We start from the raw sequence: 13,260 nt of genomic DNA on the forward strand, positions 1-13,260 counted from the left end.
CGTGGCTACTTACACTCAATCCGCCGGGACCCTAGAGGCTCCCGTAGTTCCTAAATCCAAGGGACGCATTGTCGTCAACTGGATCACCTCCACGGACCACAAGACCATCGGGTACATGTACCTCATCGCGTCGTTCGTGTTCTTCTGCCTCGGCGGCGTCATGGCGCTGCTCATCCGTGCTGAACTGTTCGAACCCGGCATGCAGATCCTGCAGACCAAGGAACAGTACAACCAGATGTTCACCATGCATGGCACGGTCATGCTCCTCATGTTCGCGACGCCGCTGTTCGCCGGCTTCGCCAACGTGATCATGCCGCTCCAGATCGGTGCACCGGACGTCGCGTTCCCGCGTCTGAACGCGTTGGCCTTCTGGTTCTTCCTGTTCGGTTCCACCATCGCCGTCTCCGGCTTCATCACCCCCCAGGGTGCTGCGTCCTTCGGTTGGTTCGCCTACGCTCCGTTGTCCAACACGACATTCAGTCCGGGTGTTGGTGGTGACTTGTGGGTCTTCGGCCTCGCGCTGTCAGGTTTCGGAACCATCCTCGGTGCCGTCAACTTCATCACCACCATCATCTGCATGCGTGCTCCCGGCATGACCATGTGGCGTATGCCGATCTTCACCTGGAACACGCTGGTTACGGCCATCCTGGTGCTGATGGCCTTCCCGCCGCTCGCTGCTGCGCTCTTTGCACTCGGTGCCGACCGCCGCTTCGGCGCGCACATCTTCGATCCCGAAAACGGTGGCGCGGTCCTGTGGCAGCACCTGTTCTGGTTCTTTGGCCACCCCGAGGTGTACATCATCGCGCTGCCGTTCTTCGGCATCGTCTCTGAGATCTTCCCGGTCTTCAGCCGCAAGCCGATCTTCGGTTACAAGGGCCTCGTCTACGCAACCATCGCCATTGCGGCCCTGTCCGTCACGGTGTGGGCGCACCACATGTACGTAACCGGTTCCGTGCTGCTGCCGTTCTTCGCCTTCATGACCATGCTCATCGCGGTCCCTACCGGCGTGAAGTTCTTCAACTGGATCGGAACGCTGTGGCAGGGGTCCATCACCTTCGAGACACCCATGCTGTGGAGCATCGGCTTCCTGGTGACCTTCCTCTTCGGTGGCCTCACCGGCATCATCCTGGCTTCGCCGCCGCTGGACTTCCACGTCTCCGACTCCTACTTCGTGGTGGCACACTTCCACTACGTGGTGTTCGGTACCGTCGTCTTCGCAATGTTCGCCGGCTTCTACTTCTGGTGGCCCAAGTGGACAGGCAAGATGCTCAACGAGCGCCTCGGCAAGATCCACTTCTGGCTGCTGTTCCTTGGCTTCCACGGAACGTTCCTGATCCAGCACTGGCTCGGTGTTGAAGGTATGCCCCGCCGTTACGCCGACTACATGCCGCAGGACAACTTCACCTGGATGAACCAGTTCTCCACGATTTCCTCCTTCGTCCTGGGCGCATCCCTGCTGCCGTTCTTCTGGAACGTGTACATCACCTGGCGCAGCAACAAGAAGGTTGAAGTTGACGATCCCTGGGGCTTCGGTGCCTCGCTTGAGTGGGCAACGTCCTGCCCGCCGCCGCGTCACAACTTCACCTCCCTGCCCCGGATCCGTTCGGAGCGTCCGGCCCTGGACCTTCACCACCCCGAGCTTGCACAGGTCCACACCGCAGAAGCCCCCTCGCCCGCAGCTGCCGTTCTCGGCAACGCAGACCAGAAGGACGTCCGCAAGTGAAAATCGAATCCTGGCTTTTCGGTGCCGGAGTCTTCTTCTTCGTCCCCGTGACCATCGTCTACGGCATCCTGACCGGATGGACTGAATGGGTTGGCGTGCTCGGCATCCTGCTCGTGGGTGGCCTGGCGGGCATGATTGGTGCCTACCTTGGCTTCACCGGCCGGCGTGTCGGCATGCGTCCCGAAGACCGCCCCGACGCGGAAATCCACGAGGGTGCCGGCGAGCAGGGTCACTTCAGCCCCTGGAGCTGGTGGCCTCTGGTTCTGGGCCTTGCCTGCGCAGGCGGCTTCCTGGGCCTGGCAATTGGCTTTTGGGTCACGTTCGTTGCTGCTGGTCTTGCCGTCGTCGCACTCGTCGGCTGGGTCTTCGAGTACAGCCGCGGCGACCACGCCCACTAAGCAACACAGTCATTACGACGTCGGCCCCCACCTTATGGTGGGGGCCGACGTCGTTTTTCACGTTTGTGCAGGTGCCGCCCCGCTGATTCTCACCGGCACTTGGCGGCCGCTCAGTGGGCCTCCGAAGCCTCAAGAATGGCGGAGAGTGCTGAGAGTGCATCTGCGGCTTGCAACGCCGTCTGCGGGCCTTCAGGGGTGTCTTGGGTGACTTCCAGGACAACCTCGCAGCCGTGGGCGAAGTCTTCGGTCATGACTTCCAGAAGGGACCTGGCATCCACCGGCTGGCCATCGATCTTTCGGATGGTGACGGGAAGGCCTGTCTCCGTGACGGCGCGGACAAAAACGGCCGCCGCCCGGGCGTGAAGCCCGATTTCGGCGGCGACAAAGGATTTCAGCTGCGGCAAGCCAGCTCCTAGCGTTGGGCGATAGACCCGTTGGGGTAGGGGATCAATGCAAGCCTAGCTGCCGCTCTTCCCTTTGCCGATATTGCGACCGTTACTGGTCTAGACCTCCGCACGACTGACTTACCCTTGTTGTATGAGCCAAACATCGGTTGGGAGACGTTGTGCCTGAAGCAGCGAACATCGCCGGCGAGATTGACCGCACCAGCAGTACGCCCATTTACATTCAGCTCAGGGAGATCCTGCGGGCCTTCATTGGGCAGTCCTGCCCACCGGGTTCTTCCTTGCCCTCGGAGCGGGATCTGTCGCTGCGCTTCGGCCTCGCCAGGATGACCGTGCGCCAAGCCATCGACGCCTTGGTGGGCGAGGAAGTGCTGGAACGGGTTGTGGGTTTGGGGACCTTCGTCAAGAAACCCAAACTGGACCTCCAGGTGAAGCTGACGTCCTACAGCGAGGAAATGCAGCGCCGTGGCATGGTACCGGCTGCGAAGGTGCTCAGCTTTGAGCAAATCGCGGCCAGCGCCTTCCTGGCGAGGGAACTACAACTGGAGGAGGGCACACCCCTGGTGCGCTTCCGCCGGTTGCTCCTCGCCGACAATGAGCCCATGAGCGTGGACGAGAACTTCATCCCCGCACACCGTGTCCCCGGGCTGTTGGACGATGCACCACCAACCTCCCTCTACAACGTCCTCAGTGAGCGGTTCGGCTTGGTGATGGAGTGGGGCGAGGACATGATCGAAGCGACGGCGGCCTCACCATCCACGGCACGGCTCTTGAACGTGGACGTCGGCTCGCCGCTGTTGAAAATCCAGCGCCACGCCTTCGTGGCCCGTGCCATGGTGGACTACTCGGTCTCCTACTATCGTGCGGACAGGTACAAGCTGTGGATACCCCTGCAGCGGCCCGGTGTGCGGCCTACCAGGAACTATTCGTCGGGCTACAGGACGCAGTAGCAGCATCACTTGCTCCGGCACGCAGGGCAGCGGCCGGATATGCAGAAAGGGCGGGTCCGATCCTTGGGGATCGGACCCGCCCTTTCGGCGGTTTCAGCTAGTGGCTGAGGCTCTTCTGGTCGGAACCAGCTTCAATGGCCTCGTGGTGGCCATGAGCATGTGCGGCCTCGAGTTCGGCAGGTGTCGCCGGGGCAACCCTGTCCTCGAAGAACCACTTGGAGAGAGCAGCGCGACGCTTTTCCTTGCGGGTGACCACGCCGTGCTCGTTCGGTTCTGCAGGCAGCGGAGCCGGTGACTCGAATCCAACGAGCTTGTAGCGCTTGTACTCGTCAAGCGGAGCATGGACCTCAATGAACTCACCATGGGGGAGTCGCACGATGCGACCGGTTTCGCGGCCGTGGAGTGCGATTTCGCGGTCCTTGCGCTGCAAGGCGAGGGCGATGCGCTTGGTGACGATGAACGCGATGACCGGACCCACGAAGAACAGCGCACGCAGCCAATAGGTGACGTCGTTCAGCGAAACGTGGAAGTGCGTCGCGATGAGGTCGGATCCGGCAGCTGCCCACATGACGCAGTACCAGGTGAAGCCGGCAACGCCGATGGCCGTACGCGTCGGAGCGTTGCGGGGACGGTCGAGAACGTGGTGCTCACGGTTGTCCTTGGTGATCCAACGCTCGATCCACGGGTACATGAACAGCACCGTGAAGATAATGCCCGCCGGGACCAGTGCCGGCAGAAGCACGTTCAGCGTCAGCGTGTGCCCGAAGATGATGTACTCGAAGTGGAAACCATTCACAACACCAGGCATCAAGCGCAGGGCGCCGTCAACGAACCCGATGTACCAGTCAGGCTGGGTACCAGCCGAAACCGGGGAGGGGTCGTACGGGCCGTAGTTCCAGATCGGGTTGATGGTGAAAGCGGCTGCCATGAGAGCCAGGACACCGAAGACGATGAAGAAGAAGCCGCCGGCCTTGGCTGCGTAGACAGGACCGAGGGGGTAGCCAACAACGTTGCCGTCGTTACGGCCCGGGCCCGGGTACTGGGTGTGCTTGTGGACCACAACCATGAACAAGTGCACGACGATCATCAGGAGGATCAGGGCAGGCACGAGCAGGATGTGCAGGACGTACAGGCGGCCGATGATGGCCGTACCCGGGAACTCGCCGCCGAAGAGGAAGAACGAGATGTACGTGCCGATGACCGGGATGGACTTGATCACGCCGTCGATGATGCGCAGGCCGTTGCCGGACAGCAGGTCATCGGGGAGGGAATAGCCGGTGAAGCCTGCGGCCATCGCCAGGATGAGCAGGACGCCACCAACAACCCAGTTCATTTCACGCGGCTTGCGGAATGCACCCGTGAAGAAAACGCGCAGCATGTGGACACCGAGGGAGGCTACGAACAGCAGGGCCGCCCAGTGGTGTACCTGGCGCATGAAGAGGCCGCCGCGAACGTCGAAGGAGATGTTCAGCGACGAGTTGTAGGCCACGGACATTTCGACGTTGTACAACGGCGTGTACGAACCCTGGTAGTGCGTTTCCGCCATGGAGGGATCGAAGAAGAACGTCAGGAACGTTCCGGACATCAGCAGGATGACGAAGGAATACAGCGCCACCTCACCGAACATGAATGACCAGTGGTCGGGAAAGACCTTGCGACCGAATTCGCGCAGGATACCGGAGCCACCTACACGCTCGTCCACGAAGTCAGTAAAACGGCCAACCTTGGTCTTCGCTACGAAGGGGGCTTCAGCTGTTGATGAGGCGCTCATGCTCGTCACGCTCCCAGTAACTCGGTCCTACAGGTTCTTTGAAGTCGCTTGTGGCGACGAGGTAGCCCTCTGCGTCAACTGCGATGGGCAGCTGGGGAAGCGGACGGCTGGCCGGTCCAAAGATGACCTTGCATTCCTGCGTCAGGTCGAACGTGGACTGGTGGCAGGGGCACAGGAGGTGGTGGGTCTGCTGCTCGTAGAGAGCAACAGGGCAACCAACGTGCGTGCAGATCTTGGAGTAGGCAACAATGCCGTTGTAGCTCCAGTTTTCGCGGCCCTCGGACGGGTGCAACGAGTTCGGGTCGAGGCGCATGAGCAACACGACGGCCTTGGCCTTCTCGTTGAGCTTGCCCTCGTGAAGTTCGTTGAGGCCCTCGGGAATGACGTGGAAGGCAGAACCGATGGTGACGTCCGATGCCTTGATGGGGGTGCCATCGGGGTCGCGGGTGAGGCGCTTGAGCTTGCCATCCTGCGGAGCCCACATGGTGTGCGCCAGCTTGTCATCCGGACGGGGGCCGAGGTCCCCGAAGATGGCCAGCGCCGGCAGGGGAGCCAGTGCTACAGCTCCAAGGAGCGTGTTGCGGATCAGCGGGCGGCGCTTGATGCCGGTCTCTTCGACGATGTCATCCACGATGCGGACGGCCGCCTGGCGGTCTTCCTCGGTACGGATGGCGTGGCGCTCTTCCGATACTTCGTGGTCCGGCATGAGTGCCTTGGCCCAGTGGACGATTCCGGTGCCGATACCGAGCATGGCGAAGGCGGTGCCCAGGCCAAGCAGCAGGTTCTGCGTGCGGATCGTCGCGATCGTGGAGTCCTCGCCCAGATCGATGGCGAAGTACGCCACCAGGAACACCAGGGTGCCGATGACGGAAATGCCAAACAGAATGGCTACCTGACGCTCGGCGCGCTTTGCGGCTACCGGGTCCGTGTCAGCCAGGCGCAAACGATGCGGAGGAAGACCAGGATCCTGGAACTTCTCCACCTCATTCTGACCAGCCGTAGCTACGGTGCCCGAGTGGTTCGGACTGCCGTCACTATGGTTGCCCATAATTCGCCTCATCCTTCTCTCGTTGTCCCGGCCTGCGCCGGGTTTGTTTTCAGTTCAAAACTGCTGTCAGTGCAGCAGAAGATTGTTTCCGCGTGGATCAGGACGTACGGGACGTCAGCCAGATGGTGAAGGCGATGATCACGCCAAGGCCGGCCACCCACACGAACAGGCCCTCAGACACCGGACCGAGCGAGCCGAGGTCGGCTCCACCGGGCGATCCGTTTGCTTCGATGGTCTTGAGGAAGGTGATGATGTCGCGCTTGTCTTCCGGGGTGACGTTCGAGTCGTTGAACACGGGCATGTTCTGCGGTCCCGTGGCCATTGCCTCATAGATGTGCTTGCCGGTGACATCGGCAAGGGCGGGTGCGAACTTACCGCGGGTCAGTGCACCACCTGCGGCTGCGGCGTTGTGGCACATGGCGCAGTTCACACGGAAGAGCTCGCCACCCTTGGCAGCGTCACCCTTCTCATCCAGGAGGTGCTCCTCAGGGATGGCCGGGCCAGCGCCGAGGGATGCGACGTAGGCCGAGAGCTGCTTGGTCTGCTCGTCGTTGAACTGAACGGGCTTCTTCTGGGCCTGCGGGCCGTTCATCTGCATGGGCATACGGCCGGTGCCAACCTGGAAGTCAACTGCTGCTGCACCCACACCGACCAGCGAAGGGCCGTCCTGGGTACCGCTTGCACCCATGCCGTGGCAGGTGGCGCAGTTGGCGGCAAAGAGCTTGCCGCCTTCCTCTACGTCACTGGCGCTGTAGCTCGTGGTGTCGGCCTTGGCCTGGTTGACGGAAGTGGCAATGGCGTAAAGCCCACCAGTGAGGAGGAGGCCCATCAGCAGCAGTGCAATGGCTGCCAGTGGGTGACGTCGCTTCTGCGAGAGTGCCTTCACGTGGTGGTTCCTTTATTCGATCCTGCGTCGGCTCCGTGAGCCGCTTCTTGAAATTCTGCCTCTTGTAGAAAAAGAGTCAAGGCCGGCTACTTGAGGACGTAGATGACCAGGAAGAGGCCGATCCACACGACGTCGACGAAGTGCCAGTAGTACGAGGTGACGATCGCCGAGGTAGCTTCAAAGTGTCCGAACTTCTTGGCTGCGAAGGCGCGGCCAATGATGAAGAGGAACGCGATCAAACCGCCGATGACGTGGAGGCCGTGGAAGCCGGTGGTCATGTAGAAGGCGGAACCGTAGGCGTTGGAGGACAACGAAACGTGCTCGGAGACGAGCATGGCGTATTCCGTGGTCTGACCGGCTACGAAGAAGGCACCCATGATGAAGGTGAGGATGAACCATTCATTCATGCCCCAGCGGGTGAACTGGAAAGGGCCGCCCGTGCGGCGCGGTTCGAGCCGTTCGGCAGCAAACACGCCCATCTGGCAAGTGAAGGAACTGGCCACGAGGACGATGGTGTTTACGAGCGCAAACGGGAAGTTGAGCTTGGCCGTCTCTTCGGCCCACAGCGCTCCGGACGTGGAACGCAGGGTGAAGTACATGGCAAAGAGGCCGGCGAAGAACATCAACTCACTGGACAGCCAAACAACGGTTCCAACAGAAACCAGGTTGGGGCGGTTCAGCGTCGGGTGCGCCGGGGTACTGGGGGCATGGGTCGCAGATGTCACAAGGACATTATGTCTGTAAAAGTCCAGAGTTCCCAATGCAAACCACCGTTTGGGAAGACTTTTTCTACAAAGACGCGAAATCGCGCGGAAAAGTTCCCGGGCAGGTTCACATTGGTCATCGGCGCTGCTCGGTCGATAGCATCGGGGAGTGACTTCTCCGGCATCGGCACCTGCAGCCAGCAACACCTGGCCAGGGCTCATCTCTGCACTGATCAATGGCGACGACCTTGCGGTGGAGAACACGCAGTGGGCCATGAACACGATCATGGCCGGAGATGCGACTCCGGCGCAGATCGCCGGCTTCCTCGTGGCCCTGCGCGCCAAGGGTGAGACCGTGGAAGAACTTGCGGGCCTGGTGGAAGCCATGGTCCAGAACGCAAACCCCATAGAAATCTCCGGTGAGAAGCTGGACATTGTTGGTACCGGCGGCGACCGCCTCAACACGGTGAACATTTCCACCATGGCGGCCCTTGTTGCTGCCGGCGCCGGGGCCAAGGTCGTTAAGCACGGCAACCGTGCCGCATCTTCCGCCTCTGGCTCCGCCGACGTCCTCGAAGCGCTCGGGGTCCGTTTGGACCTGTCCATAGAGCAGGTAGCCCGCAATGCGGAGGAGGCAGGAATCACCTTCTGCTTCGCGCAGGTCTTCCACCCGTCCTTCCGGCATACCGCTGTTCCTCGCAGGGAACTTGCCGTTCCTACGGCCTTCAACTTCCTGGGGCCCATGACCAATCCTGCCCACGTGCAGGCTTCCGCTGTGGGTGTGGCCAATGCCCGCATGGCACCCCTGGTGGCAGGCGTTCTTGCGCGGCGTGGCAGCCGCGGACTCGTTTTCCGTGGTGACGACGGACTGGATGAACTGACTCCAACGGGTCCCTCGACTGTCTGGGAGATCCGTGACGGTGTGGTTGCCGAGCAGGTCTTTTCGCCAACGGACCTTGGAATCCGCCCGTCCACCGTGGCGGACCTCCGCGGCGGTGATGCCGCGGCCAATGCCCAGGTGGTGCGGGACATCCTCGACGGCAAGAACGGCCCCGTACGTGATGCCGTGCTGCTGAACGCGGCCGCGGGGCTTGTCGCTGCTGACCTTGCCGCGGAGGGAACGCTCGTTGACCGGATGCGGGCCGCTTTCGGCCGGGCTGCCGAGTCCGTCGATACCGGTGCTGCCGCCGGCGTCCTGGCGAAATGGACGGACCTCAGCCGGAGCCAGGTTCCGGGGTAATTTCCGGACTGGATTCGGAAATTTACTCGAATCCGAGCGCAAAGGCAGCATCGAGGTCGTGCTGCGAGTAGGCGCGGAAAGCGATGTGCGTGGTGGTGTGGACCACCGACGGAACCTTGGACAGGCGGTCTGCGATGACGTCTGCCAGGTCCTCGTGCTTGGAGACACGGGCCACGGCGATCAGGTCCCATTCGCCAGTCACTGAATAGACCTCGCTGATCCCTTGGATGGCCGAAATTTGTTCGGCAGTTTCCGGGATACGGGAAGCGTCGGTCTTGATCAGGACAAATGCGGTGATCACGGGGGGCCTTTCCGAAAAATGCGTCATTGCGGACGTTCTCCAGCCTAGTGCATATGGTCTGTTCCGGTCCCTGTCAGGAGCGGCTGTGGCGTTTCCTCGAAAGCCTGCTGGCGATCGCCACAATCCCGCGGAACCCCAGGAACAGGATGCCCAGGGCAAGGAGTGCCACGATCACGAAGGGCAATACGACGCTTTGGCCGTTGAGTGCCCTGAGCAGCATTCCTCCAATGAGCGCGCCCATCCATACGGCCACACCGGAGGGCCAGAGTGCAAAAGGCCTGGACCACACCCGCAGGGCCAGCCAAGCTGCGGCGGCACCCACGAGGAACGGCCAGGCGGTGAGGAAAGCACCGCCGATGATGTCGCCCCGGGCGTGGGCGTCACGTCCTATGGCGGCGAAAACAAGGATCAGGATGAGGTCACCGGTGGCAGCGAAAATCCACCGGCTCTTGGGGGTAGGCATGCAACCGACACTATCCGTGCGCGGCGAATATCGCGAAGCAGGGGAACTTCCCTTGATCGGCGGGCTCCTTATGGGGACGATGGCTGCGGAAGAAGCCTGGCAGGCCATCATGGAGGTTGATCATGCGGTTCATCCAAGTCGCCCAACGCGCCGAGGACCTGGAACGGGCAGCGGAGTTCTATTCCTCGCTCCTCGGGAGGGAACCCCAGGCCGTCTTTGATCCGCCCGGCCTCTTGTTCTTCGATGTCGGTGGCGTCCGTCTCCTGCTGGAGAAGGGCGCGCCGTCGGCGTTGGTCTACCTGGAGGTAGCAGACCTCCACTCGTCCGTTGAAGGGCTTCGCGCCAAGGGAGTGCGGATACTCGCAGAACCGCACGTCATCTTCGTCCACGAGGACGATCGGCTAGGCCCGGCGGGATCGGAGGAATGGATGGCGTTCGTGGAGGACAGCGAGGGCAATACCGTGGGCCTGGTGAGCCGGATCCGGACGTCCGGCGACTAGGAGCATTTCGCGGAACAGGGCCGGTGACCCGTGCCGCCGTCGGGCATTGTCCCGAACGCGCCGGAGCGCTAGCCTCAACCGGGGACGGCTTGTCCCGAGTCACATGGGAGGACCAAGGCAATGCAGAAGATTTCCACGTGTTTGTGGTTCGACGGCCAGGCAGCGGAAGCAGCCGGGTTCTACACCTCGACCTTTGACAACGCAGTCATGGGGCAGTCCATGCCGGGGCCGGACGGCCAGCCCTTGACGGTGGAGTTCGAGCTTGAGGGGCGGCAGTTCATGGCCCTGAACGGCGGCCCGGCCTTCACCTTCAACGAGGCTGTTTCGCTGGTGATCAACTGCGATTCGCAGGAAGAGGTGGACCGCTACTGGGAGGCCCTGCTGGTGGGCGGGGAGGAAAGCATGTGCGGTTGGCTGAAGGACAAGTACGGGCTCTCCTGGCAGGTTATTCCCAAAGGCTTTACGGACGTCCTCACCGGACCGGATCCCGAGGGTGCGCGCCGTGCCATGGAAGCCATGATGAAGATGCGGAAGCTTGACATCGCAGCTCTTCGGAAGGCCTACGACGGCGACTGAAAAGACTGCGCGACAGGCACCTGATGCCGCTGCTAGCATGGCCGCACGGCGACCAGCGCGCCCAACACAACCATGAGGAGAACACTGCCATGACATCGCGCCTCAACCCCTATATCTCTTTCCGCGACAACGCCCGTGACGCCATCACTTTCTACGAAACCGTCTTCGGCGGAGAACTGACCATCAGTACGTTCGGCGACTACCAGGCCAGCCAGGATCCCGCCGAAGCCGACAAAGTGATGCACGGCATGCTTGTCTCGCCGAATGGCCTGACGCTGATGGCTTCGGATACGCCCAACGGCATGGACTACAACCCGGGAAACAACATCTCCGTGTCCCTCAGCGGTGAGTCGTCGGATGAAGCAGAACTCCGCGGCTACTGGGACAAGCTGGTTGATGGCGGCACCGTCACCATGCCCCTCGAGAGCGCCCCCTGGGGTGACGTCTTTGGCATGTGCGTTGACAAGTTCGGCATTGCCTGGCTGGTGAATATTGCCGGAGACCAGCCGGCCCAGTAGTTTCTACCGCAGGCAGTCGAGGTGCCCTTCCCGGAGTTCCGGGGAGGGCACACCTATCTGGGTACCGAGGAGGACCATGGTTGATGTCCAGCGTTTCCGCGTCCTTTTGGAGCGTGAGCGGGACGCGAAGCTGGCCTTGCTGGGCGCCCTTCGCGGTGACATTGCCTCGGTCAGTGCGGCGAGGCTGGACTCGAATGTCGACGACGAGCACGACCCCGAGGGCAGCACGATCGCCTTTGAGCTCTCGCAGGCCTCAGCGCTGATGGAGCAAAGCCGCGCCGGACTGGGCCAGATCGAGGAAGCCCTGGCGCGCATCGAAGCCGGTACCTTCGGGATATGCATCGTTTGTGGGGTGCAGATACCGGAGGGACGGCTTGATGCCCGGCCGTGGACGCCGTACTGCGTCAATCACGCCTCAGCCGGTCGCTGACAGTTCCGTCCTGCTAGGCCGCCGGTCCGGGCTGCCATTCGTCCTTTGCTGGCCCCTGTTGGTCAGTGCCGGCCGGAGTGGAAGTCGACCGATCGGCTGAGGCGGACTGCCGCCGGCTGGCGATGAGGAACGGGACGGCAATGATCTCGATGACTCCAGCCATGGCCAGTGAGGCCGGGTAGCCATAGAGGTCGGCGCCGCGTCCCAGCAGGGGCTGCACCACGACGCCGCCACTGGATCCCATCAGGGAATCAAAGCTCAGGACCGTGGCACGCTGTTTGGACGGGATGAGGTCGTTGACATAGGCCTGGCGCACGGGGGTGGCAGCGGACCCCACTACAGCCCACAGGGCGAGCAGCACCAGCGCAATCCAGAACACGCGGGTGAATCCGAGGACCAGCAGGATCACGGCGCCCACCACGCTGCCGAGGATCAGGACCGAGGTCCGCTTATGGAAGAGCCTGCGGGCGAGCGGTGCGAGCCACCCTCCCAGCACTTGCGAACCCGCCACGATCGCGGCGGCGAGCCCCGCAATCGAATACGCGTGCGGATCGCCGAACAAGTCCAGCAGATATGGCTGCAGTGCGTAGAAGACATAGATTCCGACGCCGGCGCTGAAGGGCGCGGCGAGCATCACGTAGCGGACGGGCGGGTTTTTCAGGCCGTTGTCGATCGAAGCGGCCAGGACTGCCCGGGTGGCCTCCAAGGGGTGCGTCGACCGCTCAGGCGAGAAGCCGACGTCGTGCATCAACCAGAAAGCCACGGCGAACATCGCCACCAAAACCAGGACGCGCAACAGGAACGGCACGCCAAGGTTGGTGGCCTGGGCAATGACGCCACCTGCCACGGACCCAAGCAGCATGGCTACGCCCTGGACCATCTGGCCCCGGCCGAGCACGGTCTCGAGCCCGCCTTCATAGCCCGAGAAGCGGAGGGCATCCACCAGCCAGGCCTCCACCGCGCCGGAGAAGAACGTGAAGCCGAGTCCCAAGAGCACTGAAACGACGGCCCACATCCAGAACGGCGCCGAAATTTGCCACATCACGTAGTACAAGTACGTGGACGCCGCCAAGGTGATGGTGCCCAGGAGGAAGGAGACCCTGCGTCCCCAGCCATCGGCAACCACTCCCGTGGGGACTTCGAACAGGACCATGCCGGCGGTGAAGAAAGCATTTGCGGCGAAGGCTTCGAGGTTGCTGAGGCCGGCGTCAAGCAGGAAAAGGGTGTTGATGCCCCAAATGAACGACGCGGCGATGGTGTTTCCCAGCGTCAGCGTCAGATAGACACGCTGGATTTTCCGGGCGGCATCGTTCATGGTGTCGCCGCTTCCTTCAGCACGAGGGTGGGC

At 62.2% G+C, this 13,260-nt stretch carries 16 protein-coding genes; 8 read left to right on the forward strand and 8 right to left on the reverse strand.

Translation table 11 applies throughout. The annotated features are described in order from the left end of the window. The first annotated feature begins 1 nt into the window (after position 1). A complete protein-coding gene (ctaD, locus tag ACIQTZ_RS03635; RefSeq protein ID WP_387437250.1) occupies positions 2-1,723 on the forward strand; it encodes a cytochrome c oxidase subunit I in 1,722 nt (573 codons plus the stop codon). Beyond that, positions 1,720-2,121, forward strand: coding sequence for a cytochrome c oxidase subunit 4 (locus ACIQTZ_RS03640; protein WP_400332106.1), 402 nt, complete (start codon positions 1,720-1,722; stop codon positions 2,119-2,121). The genes ctaD and ACIQTZ_RS03640 overlap by 4 nt, the downstream gene beginning before the upstream one ends. Before the next feature lie 110 nt (positions 2,122-2,231). Here the strand turns inward: ACIQTZ_RS03640 and ACIQTZ_RS03645 are convergent, their stop codons facing one another. After that, positions 2,232-2,525: an HPr family phosphocarrier protein gene (locus ACIQTZ_RS03645; protein WP_400332109.1), complete on the reverse strand. Its 294-nt coding sequence runs from the start codon at positions 2,523-2,525 to the stop codon at positions 2,232-2,234. Between the two features lie 161 nt (positions 2,526-2,686). Here ACIQTZ_RS03645 and ACIQTZ_RS03650 point away from each other — a divergent pair, with 161 nt between their 5' ends. Beyond that, positions 2,687-3,475 (forward strand): GntR family transcriptional regulator, encoded by a 789-nt coding sequence (locus ACIQTZ_RS03650; protein ID WP_397321697.1) that lies wholly within the window; start codon positions 2,687-2,689, stop codon positions 3,473-3,475. Positions 3,476-3,572: 97 nt separating this feature from the next. On the opposite strand, the gene ACIQTZ_RS03655 is transcribed toward ACIQTZ_RS03650, so the two are convergent. The 4 genes from ACIQTZ_RS03655 to ACIQTZ_RS03670 all read right to left on the reverse strand — a co-directional run bounded on the left by ACIQTZ_RS03655 (position 3,573) and on the right by ACIQTZ_RS03670 (position 7,905). Then, the gene (locus ACIQTZ_RS03655; protein ID WP_400332112.1) at positions 3,573-5,246 is read right to left on the reverse strand and encodes a cytochrome bc complex cytochrome b subunit; all 1,674 of its coding nucleotides are present in this window, start codon (positions 5,244-5,246) and stop codon (positions 3,573-3,575) included. Further along, entirely contained in the window at positions 5,224-6,294 is a 1,071-nt protein-coding gene (locus ACIQTZ_RS03660) for a Rieske 2Fe-2S domain-containing protein (protein WP_397321699.1), read from the reverse strand. The genes ACIQTZ_RS03655 and ACIQTZ_RS03660 overlap by 23 nt, the downstream gene beginning before the upstream one ends. Positions 6,295-6,391: 97 nt before the next feature. Beyond that, positions 6,392-7,180: a c-type cytochrome gene (locus ACIQTZ_RS03665; protein WP_397321700.1), complete on the reverse strand. Its 789-nt coding sequence runs from the start codon at positions 7,178-7,180 to the stop codon at positions 6,392-6,394. An 86-nt stretch (positions 7,181-7,266) separates the two neighbouring features. Beyond that, on the reverse strand, positions 7,267-7,905 hold the full coding sequence (locus tag ACIQTZ_RS03670) for a heme-copper oxidase subunit III (RefSeq protein WP_397321701.1): 639 nt from the start codon (positions 7,903-7,905) through the stop codon (positions 7,267-7,269). Positions 7,906-8,053: 148 nt separating this feature from the next. Between ACIQTZ_RS03670 and trpD the strand changes: the two genes are divergently transcribed. Further along, positions 8,054-9,124, forward strand: coding sequence for an anthranilate phosphoribosyltransferase (trpD, locus tag ACIQTZ_RS03675; protein WP_402977612.1), 1,071 nt, complete (start codon positions 8,054-8,056; stop codon positions 9,122-9,124). 22 nt (positions 9,125-9,146) lie between these two features. Here the strand turns inward: trpD and ACIQTZ_RS03680 are convergent, their stop codons facing one another. Both ACIQTZ_RS03680 and ACIQTZ_RS03685 read right to left on the reverse strand, forming a co-directional pair. After that, a complete protein-coding gene (locus tag ACIQTZ_RS03680; RefSeq protein WP_018777675.1) occupies positions 9,147-9,425 on the reverse strand; it encodes an Lrp/AsnC family transcriptional regulator in 279 nt (92 codons plus the stop codon). 73 nt (positions 9,426-9,498) lie between these two features. Continuing rightward, positions 9,499-9,888 (reverse strand): DUF3054 domain-containing protein, encoded by a 390-nt coding sequence (locus ACIQTZ_RS03685; RefSeq protein WP_402977614.1) that lies wholly within the window; start codon positions 9,886-9,888, stop codon positions 9,499-9,501. Positions 9,889-10,010: 122 nt separating this feature from the next. On the opposite strand from ACIQTZ_RS03685, the gene ACIQTZ_RS03690 reads away from it, so the two are divergent. The 4 genes from ACIQTZ_RS03690 (at position 10,011) to ACIQTZ_RS03705 (ending at position 11,912) form a co-directional block, all read left to right on the forward strand. Continuing rightward, on the forward strand, positions 10,011-10,388 hold the full coding sequence (locus tag ACIQTZ_RS03690) for a VOC family protein (protein ID WP_402942729.1): 378 nt from the start codon (positions 10,011-10,013) through the stop codon (positions 10,386-10,388). A gap of 120 nt (positions 10,389-10,508) precedes the next feature. Then, positions 10,509-10,964: a VOC family protein gene (locus ACIQTZ_RS03695; RefSeq protein ID WP_402942727.1), complete on the forward strand. Its 456-nt coding sequence runs from the start codon at positions 10,509-10,511 to the stop codon at positions 10,962-10,964. Between the two features lie 89 nt (positions 10,965-11,053). Continuing rightward, complete coding sequence (locus ACIQTZ_RS03700) at positions 11,054-11,482, forward strand: VOC family protein (RefSeq protein WP_400332126.1); 429 nt, start codon at positions 11,054-11,056, stop codon at positions 11,480-11,482. 76 nt (positions 11,483-11,558) lie between these two features. Continuing rightward, complete coding sequence (locus tag ACIQTZ_RS03705; RefSeq protein WP_400332129.1) at positions 11,559-11,912, forward strand: TraR/DksA family transcriptional regulator; 354 nt, start codon at positions 11,559-11,561, stop codon at positions 11,910-11,912. 13 nt (positions 11,913-11,925) lie between these two features. Here ACIQTZ_RS03705 and ACIQTZ_RS03710 read toward each other — a convergent pair whose 3' ends face one another. Continuing rightward, entirely contained in the window at positions 11,926-13,227 is a 1,302-nt protein-coding gene (locus tag ACIQTZ_RS03710; protein ID WP_402943120.1) for an MFS transporter, read from the reverse strand. Between the last annotated feature and the right edge of the window lie 33 nt (positions 13,228-13,260).

This window comes from Paenarthrobacter sp. NPDC090520 (genome assembly GCF_044769205.1).
Taxonomy (GTDB): Bacteria; Actinomycetota; Actinomycetes; order Actinomycetales; family Micrococcaceae; genus Arthrobacter.